The following is a 26,150-nucleotide window of genomic DNA, read 5'->3' as shown; positions in this document are numbered from 1 at the left end:
TGGGCAGAGAAACATGACATCTCATTGATTGCTCCACAGAATTGCGAGTCATCCCGCAATACCTGTGTATCTACTGTTGATGATCCGGTCTGGTGGAACAGTCGGTATCTGTGACGCCTTGCGTGCAGGAAGCTGACAGCGCGGCAAAACCCTACAGCGCGACGGCTTGGTCGATGGGCGCAGTTGCAGCCCTCCCGGGCGAAACCCGACACTGGCTGCGCCGGGTTCCGTGAGAGCCCATCCACGCATGGCGTGGCTCTACTCCCACCGATGGCGTGAACCACCAGTAGATCAACGCCATGCGTGGATGGGTTGCCTGCCGTTACGGGCCCACCAGCGTGCCGACGCTCAACTCCGGCATCCACACCCACAGGTCGTACGGCCGTTTCGCATCGGCATCGACCCGCGGCGCCGTGGCCACCTGCTCTGGAAGTGGCCGCGCCATGCAACGGTCCGCGCACGCCCACGCCTGGCCACGCAGCGCACCCAACCGCACGCTGTAGATATCCAGGTCCCGCAGCTGGGAGGCCATCGGCTGCCTCTGCATTTCCGGCGGCATACCTTCCGGCCGCCGCAGCATGGCGTGGACATTGCCCGTCAGCACCAGCATGCGTGCATTGTCTGGCAACCCTCGATAGAGCCGTCGCAATTCGGCTGCCATGAAGTCATCGCGCGCCTGGTTGCCGCCACTGCTGGCATTGACGTCATAGCCAACCACTTCGATCACGCGCCCCTGCGCCTTCAGCACACGGAGGCCTTCGATCATCGCCAGCATGTCGCGGCTGCGGCGACCATCATGCTGGTCATCGCGCACGGTCCAGAACGCGCGGCCGTGCAGGTGCCGGCGCGCCCTGGCCCCGCCATCGGATTCCAGATAGTCGCGCAGCACAGGGTTCTCGGCGCGTGGCAGTTCCAGCGCCAGCAGGACCGGGCCGTTGCGGCTGTAGTCGTCCACCAGCTGGCGTACCAGCAACGGGGTCTCGCGGGTGCCGTGGAATTCGCCCAGTACCAGCAGGCGGTGCTCACCGGCATGCTGGCGGATCTGCGCGGCGGTGTCATCGGCATGCGCGGTGAGGGCCACACCCAGCGCCAGCAGCAGCGCGGTGGTCCAACGGAAGATCGAATGCATCCCTGCGCCTTCCTTTCCTTTGCGGTCAGGAACAGCAATGGCGACGCAGCAACCGCGGTTCAAGTAGATCCACGCCGTGCGTGGATGCTCCCGCCATCAGACCGGGCCTGAGTCGAGCGTGGCTCGACTCTACAAAGGGCAGCCCCTCACAACCAGGGCAGGATCCAGTGGTCCACCAGCAGGAAGGCGAACAGCGCCATCAGGTAGACGATGGAGTAATAGAACATCTTCATCGAGAACAGTTCGTCCGGCGGATTGAGCATGCGCCAGGCGTACCAGAGGAACACCGCATTGAGCACGATCGCGCCGCCCAGGTAGAACGCACCGCTCATGCCCACCAGGTACGGCAGCAGGCAGACCAGCGCCAGCACCACCGAATACACCATGATCTGCTTGCGGGTGTGCACCACGCCGTGGGTCACCGGCAGCATCGGAATTTCCGCCTTGGCGTAATCCTCGCGGCGGAAGATCGCCAGCGCCCAGAAGTGCGGCGGCGTCCAGATGAAGATGATCAGCACCAGCAGCGACGAGTACGCCCAGTCCGACGAACCCTGCATGCCGGTCACCGCAGCCCAGCCCAGCATCGGCGGCATCGCGCCGGCCAGGCCACCGATGACGATGTTCTGCGAGGTCGCACGCTTGAGGTACACGGTGTAGATCACCGCGTAGCCGATCAGCGAGGCGAAGGTCAGCACGGCGGTGATCAGGTTCACCCACAGCACCAGGATGACCATCGACAACACGATCAGCACGCCGGCGAACACCAGCACCTGCCACGGCTTGACCTTGCCCACCACCAGCGGACGCCACGATGTGCGCGCCATCTGCGCATCGATGTGCGCATCCAGCAGCTGGTTGATCGCCGCGGCGGCCGAAGCGGCCAGCCAGATACCGAGGAAGCCGAGCACGCCTGCGCGCACCTGCTCCCAGCTGGGCACGCCGGGGATGGCCAGGACCATGCCGACCAGGGCGGTGAAGACAATGAGGGCAACGACCTTGGGCTTGGTCAGGTCCCAGTACTGGCGGTAATTGGAAAACATGGAATCAGTCCGGGGCACGCAGGCGGGCCAGCAGGCTGACCAGCACGAACAACAGGGCAACGGCCACGCCGTTGTGGGCCACCGCCACTTCCAGCGGCAGCGCCAGCTTCACATTGAGGATGCCGAGGGTGACCTGCAGCACCAGCAGCGCGATCAACGCGCTGGCCCAGCCACGCATGCTCGGCAACCGGAACAGGCGCACGCCCAGCCACAGCAGGTAGACAGCCACCACCACCGCGAACAGGCGGTGCGCCATCTGGATGGCGATACGCGAGGCGCCATCCAGCACGCCGCCTTCGTAGTCCACGCCGATGCCACGCCACAGGGTGAAGCCTTCGACGAAGTTGTGCTGCGGCCACCACTGGTTGGCGCAGCGCGGGAAGTTGTCCAGCGAGGCGCTGCCACCGCCGCAGGCCAGCGCCGCGTAATTGGCGCTGACCCAGCCCCCCAGCGCGATCTGGGTGACCAGCACCGCTACGCCGATGCGCAGCAGCCACTTCAGCTTCGGCGCCTCGGCCAGGGTGATCGGCATGTGCGTCGCGCGCCAGGCCATCCACACCAGCAGGCCGAACATCAGCATGCCACCGAGCAGATGGCCCATCACTACGATGGGTTTGAGCAGCAGGGTCACCGTCCACATGCCCAGCAAGGCCTGGAAGATCACCACCGCCAGGGTCAGCAATGCAGCGCGCGCCAGGTCGATGTTGCTCCAGCGCAGCGCGGCGATCAGCAGGATCGCCTCACCGATCAACGCCAGCACGCTGGCCGTGCCATGCCAGCCCATCATGTACAGCGGTATGCCGGCCGCCACCAGCACGCAGGCGGTCACCACCGCCGTGCTTCCGAATCGCCGCTTGCGCGTGGCCAACAGGGCCAGGGTCAGGATCTCGATGCCCAGCGCGCCAGCCAGGAAGCGGTGCACCTGCTCACGCCAGGCCTTGTGGGTCTCCAGCGGGCGGATCTCCGCCGCCGGGTGGCCGATGGTCTCTTCCACGTGCTGCGGCCAGGTGGCCTGGCCATAGCAGGTCGGCCAGTCCGGGCAGCTCAGGCCGGCATCGGACAGGCGCACGAACGCGCCGAACATGATCGTGCTCGCGGTCATGATCATGGCGAACCACGCCAGGCGGTGGAAATTGCGGTGCAGCGCCGGACGCGCGGAAAGGCTCATCAAACGGGACTCACTTCAGTTTCAGCAACGTGGCCATGTCCTTGCGCAGGCCACCCAGGTCGGTGCCCGGGGCATGACGCATGATCACGAAGCCGTTCGGATCGATCACGTAGACCGGCAGGCCAGCCGGATCGTCGACGCCGGGCAGGGCCGCGCGCAGTGCTGGCGACGGAGCCAGCGGCCGCAGCGCGGGCAGCGAGGCGATCGACGCCGGTGGCGTTCCCAGCCACAGGATTTCGACATTATCGGCGTTATGGCCGAACAGCTGCCACACCTTGCCCAGTCCCTGCGACAAAGTGACGCACTGCGCGTCGCAGGCACCGGCCGGCGCCACCAGCAGGCGCCAGGTACGGGCCTCGGGGTTCCAGGCGTAGGGCTGGCCGCTGGCCAGGGTCGGCGCCTGCTGGCGCAGGTCCACCGGCGGCTTCAGCAGCTGGCCGGCATTGCGGTGCCCGGTCGGTTGCCAGCCGGAGAAGCGCAGCACGGCGGCCAGTGCCATCGCCCCGAAGAACACGGCAAACAGCAGCACCAGGGTCCGGCGGCCGGAGCCGCGCGCCTGCGGGGACGTAGCAGTGTTCATGCGGGGCATTTTCTCATGGTTGGGTAAGGGATGCGGGTGTGGTGCCCCGGTAGTGCTCGCCGCTGGCCGGCATCCAGGAATCCGAGGGGATGCCGGCCAGCGGCCGGCACTACCGGGCCACGGCACGTCTCCTGCGCCACTCCAGCACCAGCGCGACCACCAGCACGGTCAGGGCCAGGCCGAACCACTGCACGGCGTAGCCCAGGTGACGCTGCGGCGGCAGCGTGTTCGGCAGCAGGTCCAGATCGCGTTCGTCGCCGAATGGCAGTGCCGGGTCCAGGCGCAGGACGCGTTCGGGTAACGCCTGCAGCCCCAGCGCGCGCGCCAGGCCTTCGGCGGGCAAACGGCTGGCCAGCCAACGCCCGGCTTCATCGGTAGCGGAGAACGCCGCGCCCAGTGCCAGTCCCGCCGACGGCGGCGGCGCCAACAACCCACGCACCGCCACCGGCGAAGGCGGCGCCGGCACATCCGGCAGCGTGCGATCCGGCGGCAGCGCGCGCCAGCCGAGGTCGACCAGCAGCACGCTGCCTCCGTCACTGCGGAACGGACGATAGATCTTCACCCCGGCGCGACCATGCCGGGTCTGGTTGTCCAGCAGCACCACGCCGGGCAGGAAGCGGCCGTGGTCGGCCACGCCGTGCAACGCGCCGGGCGCCGCCAGAGCCTGCGCCAGTGGCAGCGCCTGTGCCACGGCTGGACCTTGTGCATCCAACATTGCCTGTTTGGCATGCATGCGCTGCAGCTGCCACAGCCCCAACGCGGTGAAAGCAGCCATCGCCAGCAGCGCCAACAGCCAGCCGATCACGCGCGTGTGCTGGCGCATCATGACAAGTCCGCGCAAACGCGGTCAGATAGGCGCATCCACCCTGCCCTCGAGCCGCGCATGAGTGATTCGCTGAAGACCCTGCTGGTAATCGCGTTTCTGATCGTCATCGTCTGGAATCTGGGCGCCGGCCTGTATTACCTGCTGGTCGACCGCGGCCAGACCAAGCGCACGGTCAACGCACTGACACGCCGCATCGGGGTGTCGGTGGCCTTGATCGTACTGGTGATCGTGAGCATCTACATGGGCTGGATCAAACCGCACGGCATCGGCGGCTGAGGCCACCGATACGTGCGCGGTCAAAGCACGTAGACGAACATGAAGAGCATCAGCCACACCACGTCGACGAAGTGCCAGTACCACGCGGCGGCTTCGAAACCGAAATGGTTGTCGCGGGTGAAGTGCCCCTTGGCCGAACGCAGCCACATCACGATCAGCATGATCGTGCCCAGCAGCACGTGCGCGCCGTGGAAGCCGGTCAGCATGAAGAACGTTGAACCGTAGATGCCCGAACCGAGCGTCAGGTTCAGTTCCTTGTAGGCGTGGATGTACTCCTCCGCCTGCAGGGTCAGGAAGCCGAGGCCGAGCACCACGGTCAGGCCCAGCCAGATCAGCAGCTGGCGACGGTTGCCCGCCTTCAGCGCGTGATGGGCAATGGTCAGGGTCACGCCGGAGGTCAGCAGGATCAGCGTGTTGATCAGCGGCAGGCCCCAGGCCGGAATGGTCTGGAACGCGCCACCGATCGCCGCCGGGCCATTGGTCGGCCATCCGGCGGAATAGCCCTGCCAGAGCAGCTCGTTGGTCATCACCCCGCGGCCTTCGCCGCTGAGCCACGACAGGCCCAGGTTGCGGGTGTAGAACAGCGCGCCGAAGAACGCACCGAAGAACATCACTTCGGAGAAGATGAACCAGATCATCCCCATCCGGAACGAGCCATCGACCTGATGGTTGTAGTTGCCGGCCTGCGATTCGCGCACCACGTCGCTGAACCACCAGAACAGGGTCAGCACCAGCATCGCGATGCCGATGTAGAACGTCCAGCGTCCCCAGCTGGCATCGTTGAGCCAGCTGGCCACACCGACCATGGTCACCATCATCGCGATGGAACCCACGAACGGCCATTTACTCTGGGCCGGGACGAAGTACACGTTGGCGTCGGTCGGTGTCTGGGCCATGTCGGTATCCGGGGTCAGGGTGCGGCGTGCGCGCCTTCCGAGGTGGCGGCCGGAGCCAGCCGATCGGACAGCGCGTCGTTGCGGTAGAAGGTGTAGGACAGCGTGATCGTCTTGATCTCCGGCGGCAGGTCCGGATCGACGATGAAGCGCACCGGCATGTCGCGCTTCTCGCCGGCCTGCAGCGTCTGCGCGGTGAAGCAGAAGCACTCGGTCTTGCTGAAGAAGCCCGACGCACGCGCCGGCGCCACCGAAGGCACCGCGCTGCCGACCACTGCCTGCTGGCTGTCATTGCGGGCGAAGTACAGCGCTTCGTTGAGTTCGCCGGGCACCACGTCCATGGTCAGCTGCTCGGGATGGAACGACCACGGCAGGCGCGAATTGACGCCGCCATCGAACTCCACGCGCACGGTGCGCTTGCCAGCCGCTGCACCTGCGCTGGCTTCGCCACCGGGGCCGCGCTCAAGACGCACGCCGAACACCTTCTCGCAGGCGATGCGGTACAGCGGCACCAGCGAGAACGTCAGCAGGAACACCGCTACCGCCACACCGATCAGGCGCGGCAGCCCGGCGCTGCGGGACGGTGTGCTGGCCGGTGCCTCGCTCATCGGCCGATCACCCCGCTGAGGATGAAGCCGACGTAGACCAGCACGGCGATGGCGCCGACCCACATCGCCGTGCGCTTCGCACGCTGGCGCTGCTGTTCGATGCTTCCGCCCTGGTAGAGCCGACCGCTGGCCGGCTGCTCTTCGTTGTTGTAGAGCCGAGCCATGCTCGGCTGCTTTTCGTCAGTCGAGCCTGGCTCGACGCTACCGATCGGAAGCGGGCTCTCGTTATGCATGCCCCACCTCAATGCGTGATGTCGTCATGCGCCAGATCCCCCGGGCGGATGGTCGGCGGCGTGGTGAAGGTATGCGCCGGTGCCGGCGACGGCAGCGTCCACTCCAGGCCACGCGCGCCCTCCCAGGAACGGGCCTCGGCCTTCTCGCCGTTGCGCAGCGAGGACAGCAGGATCGCCGCCATCATGAACGGGGTGACGAACATGCCGAACGCACCGATCGAGCTGATCAGGTTCCAGTCGGCGAAGGCCACGCTGTAATCGGGGATGCGACGCGGCATGCCGGCCAGGCCGAGGAAGTGCTGCGGGAAGAACAGCAGGTTGACGAACACGATCGACCACCAGAAGTGCACCTTGGCCCACTTCTCGCTGTACATCCGCCCGGTCCACTTCGGCCACCAGTAGTACACCGCCGCGATCAGCGCGAACACCGCGCCGGTCACCAGCACGTAGTGGAAGTGGGCGACCACGAAGTAGGTGTCGTGGTACTGGAAGTCCGCCGCCACGATGGCCAGCATCAGGCCGGAGAAGCCACCGATGGTGAACAGGATGACGAAGGCCACCGACCACAGCATCGGCGCCTCGAACGTCAGCGAGCCACGCCACATGGTGCTGACCCAGTTGAACACCTTCACGCCGGTCGGGATCGAGATCAGCATGGTGGCGAACATGAAGTAGATCTCGCCGCCCAGCGGCATGCCCACGGTGAACATGTGGTGGGCCCAGACGATGAACGACAGGAACGCGATCGCGGCGGTGGCGTACACCATCGCCTGGTAGCCGAACAGCGGCTTGCGGCTGAAGGTCGGGATGATCTCGCTGACCACGCCGAAGGCGGGCAGGATCATGATGTAGACCTCGGGGTGCCCGAAGAACCAGAAGATGTGCTGGTACATCACCGGGTCACCGCCACCGGCGGCGTTGAAGAAGCTGGTGCCGAAGAACTTGTCGGTCAGCAGCATGGTCACCGCACCGGCCAGCACCGGCATCACCGCGATCAGCAGGAACGCGGTGATCAGCCAGGCCCAGCAGAAGATCGGCATCTTCAGCAGGTCGATGCCCGGCGCACGCATGTTCAGCACGGTGGCGATGATGTTGATCGCGCCCATGATCGAACTGATGCCGGCCACGTGGATCGCGAACACGCTGAAGGCGACGTTGTAGCCGCCCTGCAGCGACAGCGGCGGGTACAGCGTCCAGCCACCGGCCGGTGCGCCACCGGGCAGGAACAGGGTCAGCAGCAGCAGGCTGAAGGCCACCGGCAGCAGCCAGAACGACCAGTTGTTCATGCGCGGCAGCGCCATGTCCGGCGCGCCGATCTGCAGCGGAATCATCCAGTTGGCCAGTCCGACGAAGGCCGGCATCACGCCACCGAAGATCATCACCAGCGCATGCACGGTGGTCATCTGGTTGAAGAACTCGGGCTTGACGAACTGCAGGCCCGGCTGTGCCAGCTCGGCGCGGATCACCACGCTCATCGCCGCACCGATGATGAACATGATGAAGCTGAAACCCAGGTACAGCGTGCCGATGTCCTTGTGGTTGGTCGAGAAGAACCAACGCTCGAAGAAACTCTGCTGGTGATGGTGATCGTCGTGCCCAACTGCCGAGTGCGCCATTGCAAAACACCTCTCAGAATCGGTTGTCACCACGGCCGCGAACGGCCGCGGGCTTTACATCACGCTCCACTGGCCGCGGTGGCAGGCGCGCTGCCCGCTTCTGCAGCAGCAGGCGCAGCCGGTGCCTCGCTCGCCGGTGCAGTCGGTGCAGCCGGTTCGGCAGGTGCCGCCGGCGTTGCCGGCTCGGCGGGCGGCGCCGGCTTGCGCTGCGCCAGCCACTGCTTGAACTCTTCCTTGGACACCGCCTCGACCACGATCGGCATGAAGCCATGGTCCTTGCCGCACAGCTCGGCGCACTGGCCGCGGTAGACGCCGGGCTGCTCGATGCTGGTCCAGGCCTCATTGATGAAACCGGGGATGGCGTCCTGCTTCCAGCCCAGCGCCGGCACCCACCAGGCGTGGATCACGTCGTCGGAGGTGATGACGAAGCGCACCTTGGTATCGACCGGCAGCACCAGGCGGTTGTCGACATCCAGCAGGTAATGCGGGTGAGTCTCGCGGGTCGGCACGATGCCACTTTGCCGCACGCGGTCGGACTCGCGGTCCAGGCGGCTGGTGAAGGTGACGTTCTCGCCGAGATACTCGTACTTCCACATCCACTGGTAGCCGGTGACCTTCACCGTCATCTCGGCATCGCGGGTGTCGTACATCTTGATCAGGTTGGCCGTGGCCGGCCATGCCATCACGATCAGGATGATCACCGGGATCACCGTCCAGATGATCTCGGCCTTGGTGTTGTGGCTGAAGGTGGCGGCGACCGCGCCCTTGGATTTGCGGAACTTGAAGATGGCGTAGGCCATCGCCCCGAACACGATGACGCCGATCACCGTGCAGATGATCAACGAGAGATTGTTCGATTCCCAGGCCAGGCGCGAGGTCTGGGTCACCCCCTTGCCCATGTTCAGCTGCCACGGCTTGGGATCGGCCGCCTGGGCCCAGGCCAACGCCGGCATCAGTCCCCCGGCCACCATGGCGGCGACCGCTGCAACGCACTTCGTGCCCCACCTGCTGCTTTGCTTCATTGCCTAGACCCTTAGCGTCGTCGGTTGCCGCCATCGCTGGCGGCGAGCAAGCTTTCAAGTGTCTCTGCGAGCGTCTGACGTTCGGCCGGCGCGAGGAAACTCCCCACCTCCACCTGCCGGCCGCTGGATGCCAGCCGGACCCTCTCGTCGTCGGTGAGCAGGCGCACCCAGTGGGGGTGGGCCCGGAACACCGGCGATCCACCGGGTACGGGGATGACCTCCACGTACGCCGGCACTACCCGGATCTCCTCCTGCCGTTCACCACTGCGCCACAAGGCACGCAGTGCCGCCGCCAGCACCAGGCTGTACAGCAGCGCGAACAGGGGGGCGAATGCATTGCCGGCCAACCACCCGAGGGCGGACACCAGCCACATCGCACCCGACAACACGGTGAACAACAGGACGAACTGCCGGGCATCGAGCGCCCGTGGGGGACGCAGCCGCAGCTGCGTACCTGACCCATCCGGAGCTGGAAGCACCTCGATCATGTCGCAACCGCGTTCCTGCCGCGGGAAACGTCTCGATGGTAGCCCCGCCCTCTCGCCGGTAGCAAGGGTGCATTCACACTTTTTACCATGCTGCAACACAGCATGAGGTCGGCGGCACGAATGACGAATTCAGCACAAATCCTGCCAAGCTTGCTGAACACGCTGAATCCACTGCAGCTAGGGGCTATCAGCGCTTCACGAAGGTGGCTGTTGGGCACTTCCGCAACCCGCAAAAATGATTAAAATCGCCAAGTTTTCCACTGGCCGGACCGGCATGAACGCACCTTCCTCCTCCCCTGCCGCCCACGACGCTCCGCGTCCCGGCGCGCTGCTGTCGCCGGAACTGCCGGCGCCCCCCAACCCGTTCCGCCAGGCCATCACCGATGGCTGGTTGAAGGACGAGGCCAGCCACGTGCGCGAGCTGCTGGCGCAGGCCCGCCTACCCGCCGAAGAGCAGGCCAAGGTGCAGGCGCTGGCCGCCGACCTGGTCGGCCGCGTGCGCGTGCGTGCCAAGGACCAGGGCGCGATCGAAGCCTTCATGCGCCAGTACGACCTGGGCAGCGAGGAAGGCGTGCTGCTGATGTGCGTGGCCGAGGCGCTGCTGCGCATTCCGGACCAGGACACCGCCGACAAGCTGATCCGCGACAAGCTGGCCGATGCCGACTGGGAAAAGCACCTGGGCGGCAGCGACTCGGTGCTGGTCAACGCCTCCACCTGGGGCCTGATGCTGACTGGCAAGCTGGTGCAGATGAACGACGCCACCCGTGCCGATGCGCCCAGCGCGTTCAAGCGCCTGGTCGGCCGCGTCGGTGAGCCGGTGGTGCGCCTGGCCGTGCGCCAGGCGATGAAGATCATGGGCCACCAGTTCGTCATGGGCCGCACCATCAGCGAAGCGCTGTCGCGCTCGCACAAGGGCGACAACGCGAACTACCGCTACTCGTTCGACATGCTGGGCGAAGGCGCGCTGACCATGAAGGACGCGCTGCGCTACCTGGAAGACTACCGTCGTGCGATCCACGCCATCGGCGGCGACCACAAGGCACGCGGCGGCCGTCCGGACGGCGACGTCAACAACGCGCCGGGCATCTCGATCAAACTGTCGGCGCTGTACCCGCGCTACGAGCACGCCAAGCGCGCGCGCGTGCTGAAGGACCTGGTGCCGGGCGTGCTGGAACTGGCACAACTGGCCAAGAGCTACGGCATCGGCTGCACCGTCGACGCCGAAGAGTCCGACCGCCTGGAACTGTCGCTGGACATCATCGAGCAGGTCTTCTCCGACGCCTCGCTGGCCGGCTGGGACGGCTTCGGCGTGGTCGTGCAGGCCTACCAGAAGCGCACGCCGTACACGATCGACCACCTGGCCGACATGGCCCGCCGCGCCGGTCGCCGCCTGCAGGTGCGCCTGGTCAAGGGCGCCTACTGGGACGCCGAGATCAAGCGCGCGCAGATCGAAGGCTACCCGGGCTACCCGGTGTTCACCCGCAAGCAGAACACCGATGTCTCCTACCTGGCCTGCGCCAAGCGCCTGTTCACGCATGCCGACGCGATCTACCCGATGTTCGCCACGCACAACGCGCACACCATCGCGGCCGTGCGCAGCATCGCCAATGGCGGCGTGTACGAGCACCAGAAGCTGCACGGCATGGGCGACGACCTGTACGCCGAAGTGGTGCCGGCCGACCGCTTGAACCTGCCCTGCCGCGTGTATGCGCCGGTCGGTTCGCATGAAGACCTGCTGCCGTACCTGGTACGCCGCCTGCTGGAAAACGGCGCCAACTCCAGCTTCGTCAACCGCATCACCGACGAACGCGTGCCGATCGCCGACCTGATCCGCGATCCGGTCGAGATGGTCGCTTCGTTCGAATCGATTCCGCATCCCAAGATCCCGCTGCCGGTTGACCTGCTGCGCAGCCAGAACCACGACAGGAAGAACTCCATGGGCGCCAACCTCGCCAACGACAACGAACTGCGCGCCCTCGCCGAGCAGATCAACGCTGCAGTGAAGCCGTGGCAGGCCGCCCCGCTGGTGCCGGGTGCGAACCCGGCCGGCGCCGCGCTGCCGGTGACCAACCCGGCCGACACCCGCGAAGTGGTCGGCCAGTGGCTGGCCGCCGATGCCGCCACCGTGCAGAAGGCCCTGGCCAACGCCGTGGCCGCGCAGCCGGCCTGGAACCGCACCCCGGCCGCCAGCCGCGCCGCCATCCTCGAGCACGCCGCCGACCAGCTGGAAGCGCGCATGCCGGAGTTCATGGCGCTGTGCGTGAAGGAAGCCGGCAAGAGCCTGCCCGACAGCATCGCCGAAGTGCGCGAAGCGGTGGACTTCCTGCGCTACTACGCCAAGCAGGCGCGCGAGCAGTTCAGCCACGCCGAGAAGCTGCCGAGCCCGACCGGTGAGTCCAACGAGCTGCAACTGCACGGCCGTGGCGTGTTCGTCTGCATCAGCCCGTGGAACTTCCCGCTGGCGATCTTCCTGGGCCAGGTCGCTGCCGCCCTGGCCGCCGGCAACAGCGTCATCGCCAAGCCGGCCGAGCAGACCAACCTGATCGGCTACTACGCGGTGAAGCTGCTGCATGACGCCGGCGTGCCGGCCGAGGTGGTGCAGTTCCTGCCGGGCGACGGTGCCACCGTCGGTGCCGCGCTGACCGCCGACCCGCGCGTGGCCGGTGTGGCCTTCACCGGCTCCACCGACACCGCCCGTGCGATCAACCGCGCGATGGCCGCACGTGACGCCGCCATCGGTGTGCTGATTGCCGAGACCGGTGGCCAGAATGCCTTCATTGCCGACTCCTCGGCACTGCCGGAACAGCTGGTCAAGGACGCGATCGGTTCGGCCTTCACCTCTGCCGGCCAGCGTTGCTCGGCCGCGCGCGTGCTGTTCGTGCAGGACGACATCGCCGACAAGGTGATGACCATGCTGGCCGGCGCGATGAAGGAACTGAAGGTCGGCAACCCCGGCCTGCTGTCCACCGACGTCGGCCCGGTGATCGACGCCGACGCGCTGAAGATCCTGCAGGACCACGCCGAACGCATGGACCGCGAAGCGCGCCTGATTGCTGCCGCCGAGCTGTCTGCCGAAGCGGCCAATGGCACCTTCTTCGCGCCACGTGCGTACGAACTGAAGGACCTGGGCCAGCTGCAGAAGGAAGTGTTCGGTCCGGTCCTGCACGTGATCCGCTGGAAGGGCGACCAGCTCGACGCGGTGATCGACCAGATCAACGCCACCGGCTACGGCCTGACCCTGGGCGTGCATTCGCGCATTGACGAGACCGTCGACCGCATCAGCAACGGCGTCCACGTCGGCAACGTCTACGTCAACCGCAACCAGATCGGTGCGGTGGTCGGCGTGCAGCCGTTCGGCGGCCAGGGCCTGTCCGGCACCGGCCCGAAGGCCGGCGGCCCGCACTACCTGCTGCGCTTTGCCACCGAAAAGACGGTGACGGTGAACACCACCGCCGCCGGCGGCAACGCCTCCCTGCTGACCCTGGGCGACTGATCGCCTGCGTCATGCGGTGAACGAAAAACCCCGCGAAAGCGGGGTTTTTTTGTGCTTTTTATTCCTGTAGAGCCGAGCCCACGCTCGGCCTGCATGGTGCAGCGGGCACTGGATCGGCTCTACAGTGGCGGGGTGACACTGAACCGGTTGTCCGCCCGCTTCGCCAGCTCGCCCTGCACGCGTACGATGCGCGTCTCCAGATCGCCTTCCAGCAGCACGTACTCGACACCCTCTGCCTGCAGCTGCGCCAGGTACCACGCATGCTGCTGCGACCGGAAGGCTTCGCCCACGCGCGTACCATCCTGGTCGAACGGAATATCCGGCGCGCACAGGAACAGCAGGTCGTAGCGTCGTCGTGCCGCCTGCCGCAGCGGCTCCGGCGCCGTGCCGAACATCCAGCCGCTGTACCCCAGCGTTACCCACGGCGTGGTATCGCAGAACAGCCAGCGATGCGCGCGCCGCGCGGCCTCGTCTTCGTGCTGTGGCTGTGTCATTGCAATGCGAAGCAGATCGTCCGGCGCCAGTTCTCCCCCCTGCTGCTCCCACAGGGTGCGGCCATACTCCGGCACCCAGGCGGTCTGCAGGCGCTCGGCCAGCACGCGCGCCAGCGTGGTCTTGCCGCTGGACTCGCCACCGATGAAGGCCACGCGCTGCACATGGTCGGCATACACCTGCGATGCGAGGCCATGGCGATGCGCATGCGGATCGGTGCGCAGCTGGGTGCCACAGGCCTGCCCGACGTCCAGCGCGCGCTCCAGCCGCTCATGGCGCACCGGTGTGCCGAAGTGCGTGGCCAACGCCTGCGCGAAGCCGTCTCCATAGTCCTCACCGGTGTACACCGCCTGCACCGGCCCACCGAACAGGTTCAGGCACAGCCAGGCGGTGAAGTCGCGCTGCACCTGTTCGTCATCACTGTCCTGCGGCAGCGCTCGCACTGGCAAGCCATGCTGCATGCACAATGCCGCCAGTCGCGCGTCGTCAAGCACTGCTACCGTCGCCTGCGGGAAACGCGCACGCAGCCAGCGCTCACGGCGCTCGGCGCTGTAGCCGGCAAAGCCCGGCTGCGACCAGCCGATCACCAGCAGCTGCTGGCAGCGCGTGGCGGCGAAGTCGATCAGTCGTTCATGGCCGAGGTGCAGCGGGCAGAACTTGCCCACCACCAGCCCCCGCGCAGCACGCTCAGGCAGCGGCATCGGCCGCCCTGGCCTCGTTGCGCATCAGGTGCCGCCAATGACGCAACGCCACCAGCGCGTTGATCCAGAAGCCCACGTACAGGATCGAGGTCAGGTGCAGGCCACGGCTGTAGTACAGCGGCACCGCCACGGTGTTCACCAACAGCCACACCCACCACGATTCCAGCTTGCGCCGCATCATCAGGATCTGCGCGATCACGCTCAGCACCAGCACCGCCGAATCGATGTAGGGCGCGTAGGCGTTGGTCAGGCGGGTCAGCATCCAGCCGTAGCCGAACGTGGCCACCACCGCCAGCGGCGCCAGCCAGGCCCATGCACGCGGTCGCAATGAGGTGATCGGCAGCGGCGCACCGTGATCGCCACGCAGCCACTGCCACCAGCCCAGCACGCTGATGGCAATGAAGAAGAACTGCAACACCATGTCCGCGTACAGATGTGAGCGCTCAAACACCGCGGCAAACAGTGCGCAACCGACGATGCCCAGCCACCAGGTGTGCACGTTGTTGCGGCCGGCCAGCAGGATCGAGCCGGCGACGGCGATGTTGGCAGCCAGCTCCAGCTGGAAGTTCGGATCGGACAGGTTCATGGCGCTATTGTCGTGGATCCGCACCGTGGATGGCTGCGCTCTTCAGTAGATCCATACCACGCGTGGATGGCCCGTGGCCACAGAAAAAGAAAGCCCCGCTTGCGCGGGGCCTTCCGTGTGCTGCGTCAGGCCGAGGCCCGAATCAGAACTTGTACTGGAACGAAGCCGCCAGCACGTCGCCACGGACCTTGTACTTGCCCGACAGCGAGTTGCCCTGGTTGGCAGTGGTCGCACGCACGTTCACGTTCGGATCGCTGGTGAACAGGTGGGTGTAGCCAAAGTTGTACTCGGTGTTTGCCGACGGGGTCCAGCCCACACCCAGCGACAGCCACTTGCGGCTGGTATCCGGCACGCGCACGTCGCGGTGGGCATCGGTGGTCGGGGTCTGGTCCAGCGCAACACCACCGCGCAGGGTGACGGTGTCGCTCAGCTTGTAGTCGGCGCCCAGCGACACGAAGGTGGTGTCACGGTAGCCGAACTCCAGGACCGAGTCCGCCTGCGGCGACGCGTAGTCGACGGTGACGCTGTCAAAGGCGGTCGACCAGGCGGTACGGGTCACGTCGCCCATCACGGTCCAGCGGTCGTTGACCTTGTGGGTCACGCTCAGGGTGGCCGAGGCCGGCATGGTCACCGTGGCCTTGCCGCTGGTGTCCATGAACCAACCGCGGGTACGCGGCGAGTTGGTCAGCAGCGAACGGGCGCGGTCGGCGCCGCTGAAGGTCGCATCACCACCGGTGATCTTGTGCTCGACCTTCGAACGGTAGCTCAGGCCGATGTGGGTGTTCTCGTCGATCGAGAACAGGCCACCGACGGTCCAGCCCACGGCATTGTTGTCACCCTCGATCTTCAGGGTGCCATCCGCGCTGCCCGGGGCGAAGCCCGGAGCGCCGGCGCCGGCCAGGATGCTGCCGTAGTCGACGGCGTTGCTCAGCTCGATGGTCAGGTGCTCGACGAACACCGACGCGCCGAACGACACGTACGGGTTGACGTCATACGACGCGGCGAAGCCGAGGTCGATGGCCTTCAGATCGGTCTTCAGGCCGCTGTAACGACCCACCCAACCGTTGTCGTATTCGGTCTTGAAGCCGAACGGTGCGGTCAGCGACACACCGAAGTGGGCCTTCTCGCCGATCGGCATGTGGAAGTACGCAGCCGGGACCGGAGCGATCATGCCGGCGTCGCCGCCGTCACCACCGGTCTGCGGGCGGCCTGCCGCATTGCGGCCCTGGCCCTTGAACTCGGCCTTGAAGCTGATGGCGCTCAGGTCGCCCTGGACCATCGTGCCTTCCAGCTGGCGCATGCCGGCCGGGTTGACGGCGATGATGGAGGCGTCGCCTTCGGCGCTGCCGGAACCGGCGAACGCGCGGCCGAGGCCCTTGGCGCTGTTTTCCTTCAGCTGGAAGGCAGCAGCGTTGGCGTCGGCGGCGGCCAGCGCACCGGCAACGCCGACGGCCAGCAGGGTCAGACGGGCAATGGTGGAAGCGGTTTGCATCGTAGTTCTCTCTCCGGTAAGCGGTGATGGTGCTCTGAGTGCGCCTGCGCCCGGCAGGCCTTGGGGCCCTTCGGAGCGCGCCGGATTCCCCTCCCGACATACGACGCCGTATGCGAGTATTACCCAGAGCTGTTAATGAAACAATAACAGCGCAGGCGCTTTTTTCGTCCCAGAAGCTGAACAGGACAATCCCCGCCGTAAGCGCCCGCACGCTAGGCTATTGCCCATGTTCGTCTCCCTCCCGTCGCGCAAGAAGGCGGCCCTGCGCTGGGCCACGCCCGTGCTGTTTGCGGCACTGTGGCTGGCGTTCCTGTGGTCGATCTCGCGTCCGGACGACGCCCGGGGCAGCCTCTGGCTGGACTGGGGCGCCCTGTCCACCGGCCTGACCCACCCGCTGGACTGGTGGGCGACCCTGCAGGACGGCAGCGTGCTGCGCCTGTTCACGGCCCTGTTCCTCCACGCGGACTGGTCACACCTGCTGGGCAACCTGGTATTCCTGCTGATCTTCGGCCTGCCCGCCGAGCGGGTGCTGGGGCCGTGGCGGCTGCTGCTGCTGTTCCTGGTCGGCGGTGCGGTGTCCAATCTGGTGGCGATCTACACCATGGGCAGCCCGGACCAGATCATCATCGGTGCCAGCGGCGCGGTGTCCGCACTGATCGGCACCTATCTGGCCCTGTTCCCGGGCGCCCGGCTGGGCGTGGTCATTCCGCTCGGCCTGTTCCTGGAGTTCGTGCGCGCCCCGGCCTACCTGCTGATTGGTGTCTGGGCGGCGCTGCAGGTGGTGTTCGCCCATATCGGCCCCAGCTTCGGCATGGTGGCCTGGTGGGCGCACATCGGCGGCTTCGTGTTCGGTCTGCTGTACGGCGTGTATGTGCGCGCCGCGATCGCGCGTCGGCTGCGCAAGCGGCACGGCTTCTGATCCCTGATGGTGCTGGTCACTGGCCGGCTCCACGCTCGCCCGCTCGTTCGTAGCGCAGTCGAGCATGGCCCGACTCTACAGAATCAGGGCTTGGCCGGGACAGGTGCGGGCTTGGCTTCGGGCTTGGCTTCGGGCTTCGCTTCCGGCTTGGCTTCGGGCTTGGCTTCGGGCTTGGCTTCGGGCTTGGCTTCGGGCTTGGCTTCGGGCTTGGCTTCTACCTTCGCTTCCGGCTTCACCGCAGCCGATTTCGCTGCCTTGGCTGCGTCCGCCTTGGCGGCTTCTGCCTTCAGGCGGGCCGCCACCGAGCCGGGGGTCTTCAGCTCGGCCAATGCGTCACTGATCGGGCCATCGCCCGGCAGCACCGCACCGGCGTGGTAGCCCTCGGTACCTTCGTCATCGCCCCGCAGATGGCCGGGCAGGGTCGCTTCGCTGTAGTCGCTCAGGCTGGCCGGCAGTGCATCGTCCGCCGGCGTCGCGGCCGGCTTCAGTTCAACCTCCGGCACGATGCCGGTGGCCTGGATAGACTTGCCGCTGGGGGTGTAATAGCGCGCGGTGGTCAGCTTCACCGAGTCACCGTTGTCCAGCGGCAGCACGGTCTGCACCGAGCCCTTGCCGAAGGTGCGGCTGCCAACCACGCGGGCGCGCTTGTTGTCGCGCAGTGCGCCGGCCAGCACTTCCGAGGCACTGGCCGAACCGGCGTCGACCAGCACCACCACCGGTGCGCCCTTCAGCAGGTCGCCCGGCGTTGCATCGAAACGTGCATCGCTGATGCTGATGCGGCCGCGGGTACTGACGATGTTGCCCTTGTCGAGCAGGTCGTCGGCCACCTGCACGGCAGCGGTCAGCAGGCCACCCGGGTTGCTGCGCAGATCCAGCACCAGGCCCTTGAGCTGGCCACCGGACTGCTTCTGCAGCTGCTGCACGTGCTTCTGGAAGTCCGAACCGGTGTCGGCCTGGAAGGTGCTCAGGCGGATGTAGCCATAGCCCGGTTCCAGCAAGCGGCTGCGCACGCTGGTCACGCGGATGGTCTGGCGGGTGAGGCTGACATCGAACGGCTTGGGCTTGCCTTCGCGCACGATGGTCAGCACCACCTTGCTGCCGGCCGGGCCGCGCAGCGGTTCGCTGGCATCGATCGCGCTGATCGGCTTGCCGTCGATGGCGATGATCAGGTCACCGGCGAGGATGCCGGCCTTGGCCGCCGGCGTGTCGTCGATCGGCGAGATCACCTTCATGCTGGCGTTGTCCGGCTGCTGCTGCAGCTCCACGCCGATGCCTTCGTAGGCGCCGGTGGCCTGTTCGTCGAAGGCCTGCGCGTCTTCCTTGTTGAAGTAGGTGCTGTGCGGGTCGAGGTCGAGCAGCAGGCCACGCACCGCTGCCTGCATCAGTTTCTTGTCATCGACCGGATCGACGTAGGCGGCCCGCACTGCGTTGTAGACGGCCACGAAGCGGCGGATGTCCTCCAGCGGCACCTTCGAGGTCACCGCCTCCTCGCTGCTCGCTGCCTGCCCGCCGGTTTCCTGGCTCGGGGCGGGCGCGGTCTGCTGCGCCCAGGACAGCGCTGGCAACAGGGCCAGCAAGAGGGTGGCGGTACGGGCTGCGCGCATGGATCACTCCTGTCGACGGTGGCATGGTGCCCAAGGCACATGCACCGATTATGCGCGAAGCACAGCTAAATTCCCGTTGAATCCAGCCCGCACGTGGCGAGCCGGGATTCAGCGCCGCTGCAGCCAGCTGTCCGGATTCACCGGTTGCCCGCCACGACGCAGCTCGAAGTACAGCGCGGTGACCCCTTGGCCCCCCGAGTTGCCGACCTTGGCCACCGCATCGCCACGGCTGACCCGTGCACCGGCGTCCTTGAGCAGGGTGTCGTTGTGGGCGTACAGGCTCATGTAGCCATTGCCGTGGTCGACGATCAGGATCATGCCGTAGCCGGTCATCCAGTCGGAGAACACCACGGTACCGTCGGCCACGGCGGTGACGGTGCTGCCGGCCGGTGCGCCGATCAGCACGCCGCTGCTGGTACGCCCGTCAGGCAGCTTGCCGCCGTAGCGGGCCAGCAGGTTGCCGGACAACGGCCAACCCAGGCCCCCCACCTTCGGCGCCGGTGCGGAAGCCACCGCCGGCGGAACCTTGGTGGGCGGTGGCGGCCGTCCATGTGCCGCGGCCTGGCGTGCGGCACGTTCGGCAGCGGCCTTCTCCGCGGCCGCACGGCGCGCAGCCGCGCGACGCTCGGCCTCGGCACGGGCGGCGGCCGCACGCAGATTGGCCAGCAGTGTTTCCAGCGCCTTGGCGTCCTGGCCCAGCGCCTGTTCCTTCTCGCGCTGGTCCTTGAAGCGCTCGTCCAGCGAGGCCACGGTCTTTGCACGATCGCGGCGGTCGGCTTCCAGCGCCGCTGCCTGCTGCTTCTGGTCCTGCTGCGCCCCCTGCAGCTTCTGCTTGCGCTCGGCAATCTGCGCCTGCAGCGCTTCCAGTTCCTTCAGGTCGGCGGTCAGCGTGGTGATGCGCTGGGCCCGCTCACGCTGCAGGTAGCGGTGGTAGGCCAGGGCGCGATTGGCATCGGCCACCGTGTCCTGCGACAGCAGCAGCTTCAATGGTGCGTGGTTGCCCAGCTGGTAGGCCGCACGCAGCAGGCCGGCCAGCTCGCGATGCTGCTGGGCGAGGTTGACCTGCAGCGTGCTGCGGCGTTGTTCGGCCTCGGCCAGGGCCCTTCCCTGCTCGCGCAGCGCGGTCTCGGTCTGCGCAAGCGCACGGCCGGTGCGGGCCACCTTCTCATCTGCCTCGCGCAGCTGCTGCGAGGCCTGGCCACGCTGGCCTTCGATCTGCCGGCGCTCCTGCGCCACGCCCTTCAGCTCACTGCGCAGCTTCTGCAGCTTGCGCTCGGTCTCGCGCGTGGTCTGCGCGGCACCCGGCAGCGGCAACGCCAGTGCCAGGGCCAGCCCCAACAGCAGGCAGCGCCCGCCGCGAGCAGCGGCGATGTGATGTCGGCGTGATGGGAAGGCGTTGTTGCGCAAGGGCTTTCCAGTGACTTCAGGCAGTTGCAGGGGGTACCGGGGAATGGTGACATCTCCGCACGCGGCCTGCCAGCCGCACATCCATCGAGGTCCCCATGAAAGCTCTCTCCATTCCGCTGCTGTTGGGCGTACTGCTGGTCACCGGGCCAGTGGCAGCGCAGGAAAACATCAGCAAGGTCAACGGCAGCATCAGCGCCGAACCCGGCCAGCGCTACGGCAAGCTGGACACCGTCAACGGCGGCATCCGTGTCGGCGAAGGTGTCGAGACCGGCAGCATCGACACCGTCAACGGCGGGGTCAAGGTCGCCGATCGCGCGCGCACCGGCAAGATCGAAACGGTCAACGGCGGCGTACGCCTGGGCCGCGAAGTGATCGCACACGGCAGCGTCAGCACCGTCAACGGCAGCATCTTCAGCGATCGCGGCAGCCAGATCGAAGGCGGCGTTGACACCGTGAACGGTGGCATCGGGCTGGTCGAAAGCCGCGTCGGCAACGACGTGGAAACCGTCAACGGTGACATCACCGTGGGCATCGGTTCGCAGGTCAAGGGCGGTGTGCACGTGCGCAAGCCGAACTTCAGCGTCTCGCTGACCGCCAGCCGCAAGCCACGCGTGATCATCGGTCCGAATGCCGTGGTGGACGGCCCGTTGCAGTTCGAACGCGAGGTGGTGCTGTACGTGCACCGCACGGCCCGCATCGGCCCGGTCACCGGCGCCGAGCCGATCCCGTTCGACACCGAAACCGCTCCGGCGGACTGAGCACACCGCGCCCATCGGTTCGGTGATACTCGCTGTTACCGGTCGTACACGTGGTGCGGCCGCCCTTTGTTTTCCAGGAATCGACGATGCCCCGCAAACTCCTCCTGTGCCTGGCCGCTGCGGCCGCGCTCAGTGCCTGCAAAGGCGAAGACACTCCGGCGCCCGCGCCGGCCACCGACACCGCCACTGCCAAGCCGGCGGCCCATGCGTTCTCGCCGGAGATCAACGCCGGCGACTTCGCCGAGATGGTCAAGACGCTGGCTTCGGATGAATTCGAAGGCCGCGCCCCGGGCAGCAAGGGCGAGGAACTGACGGTCAACTACATCCGCGACCAGATGCAGCGCATCGGCCTGCAGCCCGGCAACGGCGACAGCTGGTTCCAGGATGTGCCGATGACCGAGACCACGGCCGACGAATCGACCGTGCTGAAGATCACCCAGGGCGGCAAGACCACCGAGCTGAAGTTCGGCACCGACATGGTGGTGGGTACCCGTACCGGCCAGGCCGAGGTGAAGGTCGATGCCAGCGACCTGGTGTTCGTCGGCTACGGCGTCGACGCGCCGGAGCAGAAGTGGAACGACTACGCCGGCCAGGACTGGAAGGGCAAAACGGTCGTCATGTTCGTCAACGACCCGGGCTTCCATGTCGATGACGCGAAGCTGTTCGACGGCAAGCGCATGACCTATTACGGGCGCTGGACCTACAAGTTCGAGGAGGCTGCGCGAAAGGGCGCCGCTGCCGCGCTGATCGTGCACGACACCGCCGGCGCTTCCTACGGCTGGGATGTGGTGAAGAACTCTTGGGCAGGCCCGCAGTACGACCTGCCGGCCAAGGATGACCCGGAAGCCCGCATTCCGGTGCAGGGCTGGCTGAGTGCCGACGCTGCCAAGGCGCTGTTCGCCGGTGCCGGCCTGGACCTGGCGCAGGCCTACAAGGACGCCAGCAAGCGCGGCTTCAAGCCGGTGCCGCTGAAGGCCACCGCTGCAGTCGATCTGAAGAGCCAGATCGCGCAGAAGCAATCGCGCAACGTGGTGGGCGTACTGCCCGGCAGCAAGCGTGCCGACGAGGCCGTGCTGTACATGGCGCACTGGGATCACCTGGGCAAGCACGAGGGCGAGACCGGCGACAACATCTACAACGGCGCGGTCGACAACGCGACCGGCGTGGCCGGCATCCTCGAGGTGGCTGAAGCCATGGCCCACCAGGAGCCGAAGCCGGAGCGCTCGGTGGTGTTCCTGGCGGTGACCCTGGAAGAATCCGGCCTGCTGGGTTCGAAGTACTATGTTGCCCATCCGACCTTCCCGCTGGACAAGATCGCCGGCGTGATCAACATCGACGCGATGTCGGTGGCCGGCCGTGCCAAGGACGTTACCGTCACCGGCTTCGGCAGCTCGGAGCTGGAAGACATCCTCAAGCCGCTGGCCGCGGCTCAGGACCGTACCCTGCACGGCGAGACCTCGGTACAGAGTGGCTTCTACTTCCGTTCCGATCACTTCAACTTCGCCAAGGCCGGTGTGCCGGCCCTGTACGCCGATGGCGGCGAAGACCTGCGCGAGGGTGGCGTGGACGCGGGCCGCAAGGCTGCAGCCGACTACGGCGCCAACCGCTACCACGGCCCGAAGGACGAGTTCGATGCGGCCACCTGGAAGCTGGACGGCACCGTCGAAGACCTGCAGCTGATGTACGGTGTCGGCAAGGAGCTGGCCGGTGGTGATCGTTGGCCGAACTGGTACGAAGGCAACCCGTTCAAGGCAGCCCGCGACGCGATGATGAAGGACAAGGCCCCGGCTGCGGCGAAGTAGCGTCGAGCTTGCTCGACTGAGTACTGAAGCAAGCCAAGGCGGCGCCCGCAAGGGCGCCGCTTTTTTGTGTGTGATCGCGCCCTGCAGTTTTAGATGCCAACCTTGGTTGGCGCCGTGGTTCCATGCAGAGAGCATCCACGCATGGCGTGGATCTACTTGTAGTGCCTGCCGCTGGCCGGCAAATGATCGCTGTGTGGGCCTGCTGTTGGTAGCTGCCAACCTTGGTTGGCGCCATGGTTCCTCGCAGAGGGCCTCCACGCATGGCGTGGATCTATGGGGCGATGTAACGCCGTCGGGTTGCCGGCCATCGGCCGGCACTACCCGCATTTCGCGCGCACAAAGAAAAACCCCGCTGCGCGAGCAGCGGGGTTTTGGGTGTAAACCCTGGCGATGACCTACTCTCGCATGGCTTGAGCCACACTACCATCGGCGCAGCTGCGTTTCACTTCCGAGTTCGGGATGGGATCGGGTGGTTCCACAGCGCTAATTTCACCAGGGAGACGGTTGCAGCAGCGCTTGCAGCGCCAGCTTCGCGATCTTGCCCTTGGGGCGGAAGGCACCCGGAAAATGCAGTGCCTTCACTTAATAAGAAAAACCCCGCTGCGTAAGCAGCGGGGTTTTGGGTATAAACCCTGGCGATGACCTACTCTCGCATGGCTTGAGCCACACTACCATCGGCGCAGCTGCGTTTCACTTCCGAGTTCGGGATGGGATCGGGTGGTTCCACAGCGCTAATTTCACCAGGGAGGCGGTTGGAGCGTCGCCATCCGATACAGCTGGATAAGGCGCCTGCCTCTCGTAGTTCTTGTGACGTAGCGTGCACTTGGATGCTCTTACGACGTTGTCGTAAAGCCAAGGCAACTTGAGGTTATATGGTCAAGCCTCTCGGATCATTAGTATCAGTTAGCTCAATACATTGCTGTACTTACACACCTGACCTATCAACCACGTAGTCTACATGGTTCCTTCAGGGGGCTTGTGCCCCGGGAGATCTCATCTTGAGGCGCGCTTCCCGCTTAGATGCTTTCAGCGGTTATCGCTTCCGAACATAGCTACCCGGCAATGCCACTGGCGTGACAACCGGAACACCAGAGGTTCGTCCACTCCGGTCCTCTCGTACTAGGAGCAGCCCCTCTCAAATCTCCAACGCCCATGGCAGATAGGGACCGAACTGTCTCACGACGTTCTGAACCCAGCTCGCGTACCACTTTAAATGGCGAACAGCCATACCCTTGGGACCGACTACAGCCCCAGGATGTGATGAGCCGACATCGAGGTGCCAAACACCGCCGTCGATATGAACTCTTGGGCGGTATCAGCCTGTTATCCCCGGAGTACCTTTTATCCGTTGAGCGATGGCCCTTCCATACAGAACCACCGGATCACTAAGTCCTAGTTTCCTACCTGCTTGATCCGTCGATCTTGCAGTCAAGCACGCTTATGCCTTTGCACACAGTGCGCGATGTCCGACCGCGCTGAGCGTACCTTCGAGCTCCTCCGTTACTCTTTAGGAGGAGACCGCCCCAGTCAAACTACCCACCATACACGGTCCCCGACCCAGATAATGGGCCCAGGTTAGAACGTCAAGCACGACAGGGTGGTATTTCAAGGATGGCTCCACTGCAGCTAGCGCCACAGTTTCATAGCCTCCCACCTATCCTACACAGACGAACTCAACGTTCAGTGTAAAGCTATAGTAAAGGTTCACGGGGTCTTTCCGTCTTGCCACGGGAACGCTGCATCTTCACAGCGATTTCAATTTCACTGAGTCTCGGGTGGAGACAGCGCCGCTGTCGTTACGCCATTCGTGCAGGTCGGAACTTACCCGACAAGGAATTTCGCTACCTTAGGACCGTTATAGTTACGGCCGCCGTTTACTGGGGCTTCGATCAAGAGCTTCGCCTTGCGGCTGACCCCATCAATTAACCTTCCAGCACCGGGCAGGCGTCACACCCTATACGTCCACTTTCGTGTTTGCAGAGTGCTGTGTTTTTGATAAACAGTCGCAGCGGCCTGGTTACTGCGACCCTCTTCAGCTATAGCTCGCACGAGCCACCAAAAAGGGTGCACCTTCTCCCGAAGTTACGGTGCCATGTTGCCTAGTTCCTTCACCCGAGTTCTCTCAAGCGCCTGAGAATTCTCATCCTACCCACCTGTGTCGGTTTACGGTACGGTCTGCGTAAGCTGAAGCTTAGGAGCTTTTCCTGGAAGCGTGGTATCAGTGACTTCGCCTTAAAGGCTCGTCTCGGTGCTCGGTCTTAGAGGATCCCGGATTTGCCAAAGATCCAAACCTACCGCCTTTCCCCAGGACAACCAACGCCTGGTACACCTAACCTTCTCCGTCCCTCCATCGCACTTACGCGAGGTGCAGGAATATTAACCTGCTTCCCATCGACTACGACTTTCGTCCTCGCCTTAGGGGCCGACTCACCCTGCGCCGATTAACGTTGCGCAAGGAAACCTTGGGCTTTCGGCGTGCGGGTTTTTCACCCGCATTATCGTTACTCATGTCAGCATTCGCACTTCCGATACCTCCAGCAGACTTCTCAATCCACCTTCAACGGCTTACGGAACGCTCCTCTACCGCGCATAACAAAGTTATGCACCCCAAGCTTCGGTTCTGTGCTTAGCCCCGTTAAATCTTCCCCGCAGACCGACTCGACCAGTGAGCTATTACGCTTTCTTTAAAGGGTGGCTGCTTCTAAGCCAACCTCCTGGCTGTCTGTGCCTTTCCACATGGTTTTCCACTTAGCACAAAATTTGGGACCTTAGCTGTGGGTCTGGGTTGTTTCCCTTTTCACGACGGACGTTAGCACCCGCCGTGTGTCTCCCATACAGTCCGTCTCGGTATTCGGAGTTTGCAATGGTTTGGTAAGTCGCGATGACCCCCTAGCCATAACAGTGCTCTACCCCCGAGAGGATACATATGAGGCGCTACCTAAATAGCTTTCGAGGAGAACCAGCTATCTCCGGGTTCGATTAGCTTTTCACTCCTAATCACACCTCATCCCCTACCT

Annotated in this window: 21 protein-coding genes and 3 rRNA genes (1 of these 24 running past the window's edge); 5 read left to right on the top strand and 19 right to left on the bottom strand. The window is 65.4% G+C overall.

Annotated elements, in window-relative coordinates; all coding sequences use genetic code 11:
- Positions 1–322: 322 nt before the first annotated feature.
- From MG068_RS01630 to MG068_RS01610, 5 genes are all read right to left on the bottom strand, one after another.
- Positions 323–1,129, bottom strand: coding sequence for a hypothetical protein (locus MG068_RS01630; protein ID WP_049461906.1), 807 nt, complete (start codon positions 1,127–1,129; stop codon positions 323–325).
- Positions 1,130–1,275: 146 nt separating this feature from the next.
- A complete protein-coding gene (gene cyoE, locus MG068_RS01625; protein WP_010484229.1) occupies positions 1,276–2,169 on the bottom strand; it encodes a heme o synthase in 894 nt (297 codons plus the stop codon).
- Positions 2,170–2,173: 4 nt separating this feature from the next.
- Positions 2,174–3,337, bottom strand: a complete 1,164-nt coding sequence (locus tag MG068_RS01620; protein WP_032129725.1) for a COX15/CtaA family protein — start codon at positions 3,335–3,337, stop codon at positions 2,174–2,176.
- Between the two features lie 10 nt (positions 3,338–3,347).
- On the bottom strand, positions 3,348–3,917 hold the full coding sequence (locus tag MG068_RS01615) for a hypothetical protein (RefSeq protein ID WP_032129724.1): 570 nt from the start codon (positions 3,915–3,917) through the stop codon (positions 3,348–3,350).
- Positions 3,918–4,026: 109 nt separating this feature from the next.
- On the bottom strand, positions 4,027–4,743 hold the full coding sequence (locus MG068_RS01610; RefSeq protein WP_132808921.1) for an SURF1 family protein: 717 nt from the start codon (positions 4,741–4,743) through the stop codon (positions 4,027–4,029).
- 57 nt (positions 4,744–4,800) lie between these two features.
- On the opposite strand from MG068_RS01610, the gene MG068_RS01605 reads away from it, so the two are divergent.
- On the top strand, positions 4,801–5,019 hold the full coding sequence (locus tag MG068_RS01605; protein WP_010484233.1) for a twin transmembrane helix small protein: 219 nt from the start codon (positions 4,801–4,803) through the stop codon (positions 5,017–5,019).
- A gap of 20 nt (positions 5,020–5,039) precedes the next feature.
- Here MG068_RS01605 and MG068_RS01600 read toward each other — a convergent pair whose 3' ends face one another.
- The 6 genes from MG068_RS01600 to MG068_RS01575 are packed head-to-tail and all read right to left on the bottom strand — an operon-like array spanning position 5,040 to position 9,879.
- Positions 5,040–5,915 (bottom strand): cytochrome c oxidase subunit 3, encoded by an 876-nt coding sequence (locus tag MG068_RS01600; protein WP_005412024.1) that lies wholly within the window; start codon positions 5,913–5,915, stop codon positions 5,040–5,042.
- 14 nt (positions 5,916–5,929) lie between these two features.
- Positions 5,930–6,520, bottom strand: a complete 591-nt coding sequence (locus MG068_RS01595; RefSeq protein WP_132808919.1) for a cytochrome c oxidase assembly protein — start codon at positions 6,518–6,520, stop codon at positions 5,930–5,932.
- Positions 6,517–6,753: a hypothetical protein gene (locus tag MG068_RS01590; protein WP_132808918.1), complete on the bottom strand. Its 237-nt coding sequence runs from the start codon at positions 6,751–6,753 to the stop codon at positions 6,517–6,519. Before MG068_RS01590 ends, MG068_RS01595 begins: the two co-directional genes overlap by 4 nt.
- 8 nt (positions 6,754–6,761) lie before the next feature.
- Positions 6,762–8,369: a cytochrome c oxidase subunit I gene (gene ctaD, locus MG068_RS01585; protein WP_004153896.1), complete on the bottom strand. Its 1,608-nt coding sequence runs from the start codon at positions 8,367–8,369 to the stop codon at positions 6,762–6,764.
- A 59-nt stretch (positions 8,370–8,428) separates the two neighbouring features.
- On the bottom strand, positions 8,429–9,391 hold the full coding sequence (gene coxB / locus MG068_RS01580) for a cytochrome c oxidase subunit II (RefSeq protein WP_049421198.1): 963 nt from the start codon (positions 9,389–9,391) through the stop codon (positions 8,429–8,431).
- Positions 9,392–9,402: 11 nt separating this feature from the next.
- On the bottom strand, positions 9,403–9,879 hold the full coding sequence (locus tag MG068_RS01575; RefSeq protein WP_004153894.1) for a DUF2244 domain-containing protein: 477 nt from the start codon (positions 9,877–9,879) through the stop codon (positions 9,403–9,405).
- 274 nt (positions 9,880–10,153) lie between these two features.
- Here MG068_RS01575 and putA point away from each other — a divergent pair, with 274 nt between their 5' ends.
- Complete coding sequence (gene putA / locus MG068_RS01570; RefSeq protein ID WP_132808916.1) at positions 10,154–13,372, top strand: bifunctional proline dehydrogenase/L-glutamate gamma-semialdehyde dehydrogenase PutA; 3,219 nt, start codon at positions 10,154–10,156, stop codon at positions 13,370–13,372.
- Between the two features lie 119 nt (positions 13,373–13,491).
- Here the strand turns inward: putA and MG068_RS01565 are convergent, their stop codons facing one another.
- From MG068_RS01565 to MG068_RS01555, 3 genes are all read right to left on the bottom strand, one after another.
- On the bottom strand, positions 13,492–14,565 hold the full coding sequence (locus MG068_RS01565; RefSeq protein WP_132808914.1) for an AAA family ATPase: 1,074 nt from the start codon (positions 14,563–14,565) through the stop codon (positions 13,492–13,494).
- Complete coding sequence (pnuC, locus tag MG068_RS01560; RefSeq protein WP_049421201.1) at positions 14,552–15,151, bottom strand: nicotinamide riboside transporter PnuC; 600 nt, start codon at positions 15,149–15,151, stop codon at positions 14,552–14,554. Before pnuC ends, MG068_RS01565 begins: the two co-directional genes overlap by 14 nt.
- 142 nt (positions 15,152–15,293) lie before the next feature.
- Positions 15,294–16,643 (bottom strand): outer membrane protein transport protein, encoded by a 1,350-nt coding sequence (locus MG068_RS01555; protein WP_032129717.1) that lies wholly within the window; start codon positions 16,641–16,643, stop codon positions 15,294–15,296.
- Positions 16,644–16,869: 226 nt separating this feature from the next.
- On the opposite strand from MG068_RS01555, the gene MG068_RS01550 reads away from it, so the two are divergent.
- Entirely contained in the window at positions 16,870–17,562 is a 693-nt protein-coding gene (locus MG068_RS01550) for a rhomboid family intramembrane serine protease (protein ID WP_132808912.1), read from the top strand.
- Between the two features lie 83 nt (positions 17,563–17,645).
- Here the strand turns inward: MG068_RS01550 and MG068_RS01545 are convergent, their stop codons facing one another.
- Both MG068_RS01545 and MG068_RS01540 read right to left on the bottom strand, forming a co-directional pair.
- Positions 17,646–19,166 carry a S41 family peptidase gene (locus MG068_RS01545; RefSeq protein WP_132808910.1) on the bottom strand — a complete coding sequence of 507 codons (1,521 nt, stop codon included), beginning with the start codon at positions 19,164–19,166 and terminating at the stop codon, positions 17,646–17,648.
- Positions 19,167–19,274: 108 nt separating this feature from the next.
- Entirely contained in the window at positions 19,275–20,573 is a 1,299-nt protein-coding gene (locus tag MG068_RS01540) for a murein hydrolase activator EnvC family protein (protein ID WP_132808909.1), read from the bottom strand.
- 95 nt (positions 20,574–20,668) lie between these two features.
- Here MG068_RS01540 and MG068_RS01535 point away from each other — a divergent pair, with 95 nt between their 5' ends.
- Entirely contained in the window at positions 20,669–21,331 is a 663-nt protein-coding gene (locus MG068_RS01535) for a DUF4097 family beta strand repeat-containing protein (protein ID WP_107431631.1), read from the top strand.
- A gap of 86 nt (positions 21,332–21,417) precedes the next feature.
- Positions 21,418–23,133 (top strand): M28 family metallopeptidase, encoded by a 1,716-nt coding sequence (locus tag MG068_RS01530; RefSeq protein WP_049401620.1) that lies wholly within the window; start codon positions 21,418–21,420, stop codon positions 23,131–23,133.
- Between the two features lie 382 nt (positions 23,134–23,515).
- Here MG068_RS01530 and rrf (MG068_RS01525) read toward each other — a convergent pair.
- From rrf (MG068_RS01525) to MG068_RS01515, 3 genes are all read right to left on the bottom strand, one after another.
- Positions 23,516–23,630 (bottom strand): 5S ribosomal RNA (gene rrf, locus MG068_RS01525).
- Between the two features lie 133 nt (positions 23,631–23,763).
- Positions 23,764–23,878 (bottom strand): 5S ribosomal RNA (gene rrf, locus MG068_RS01520).
- A 127-nt stretch (positions 23,879–24,005) separates the two neighbouring features.
- Positions 24,006–26,150, bottom strand: a 23S ribosomal RNA gene (locus MG068_RS01515); it runs 735 nt beyond the window's last position.

It is taken from the genome of Stenotrophomonas sp. ASS1 (genome assembly GCF_004346925.1).
Classification (GTDB): Bacteria; Pseudomonadota; Gammaproteobacteria; order Xanthomonadales; family Xanthomonadaceae; genus Stenotrophomonas; species Stenotrophomonas maltophilia_A.
This window is presented reverse-complemented; position numbering and strand designations above follow the sequence as displayed.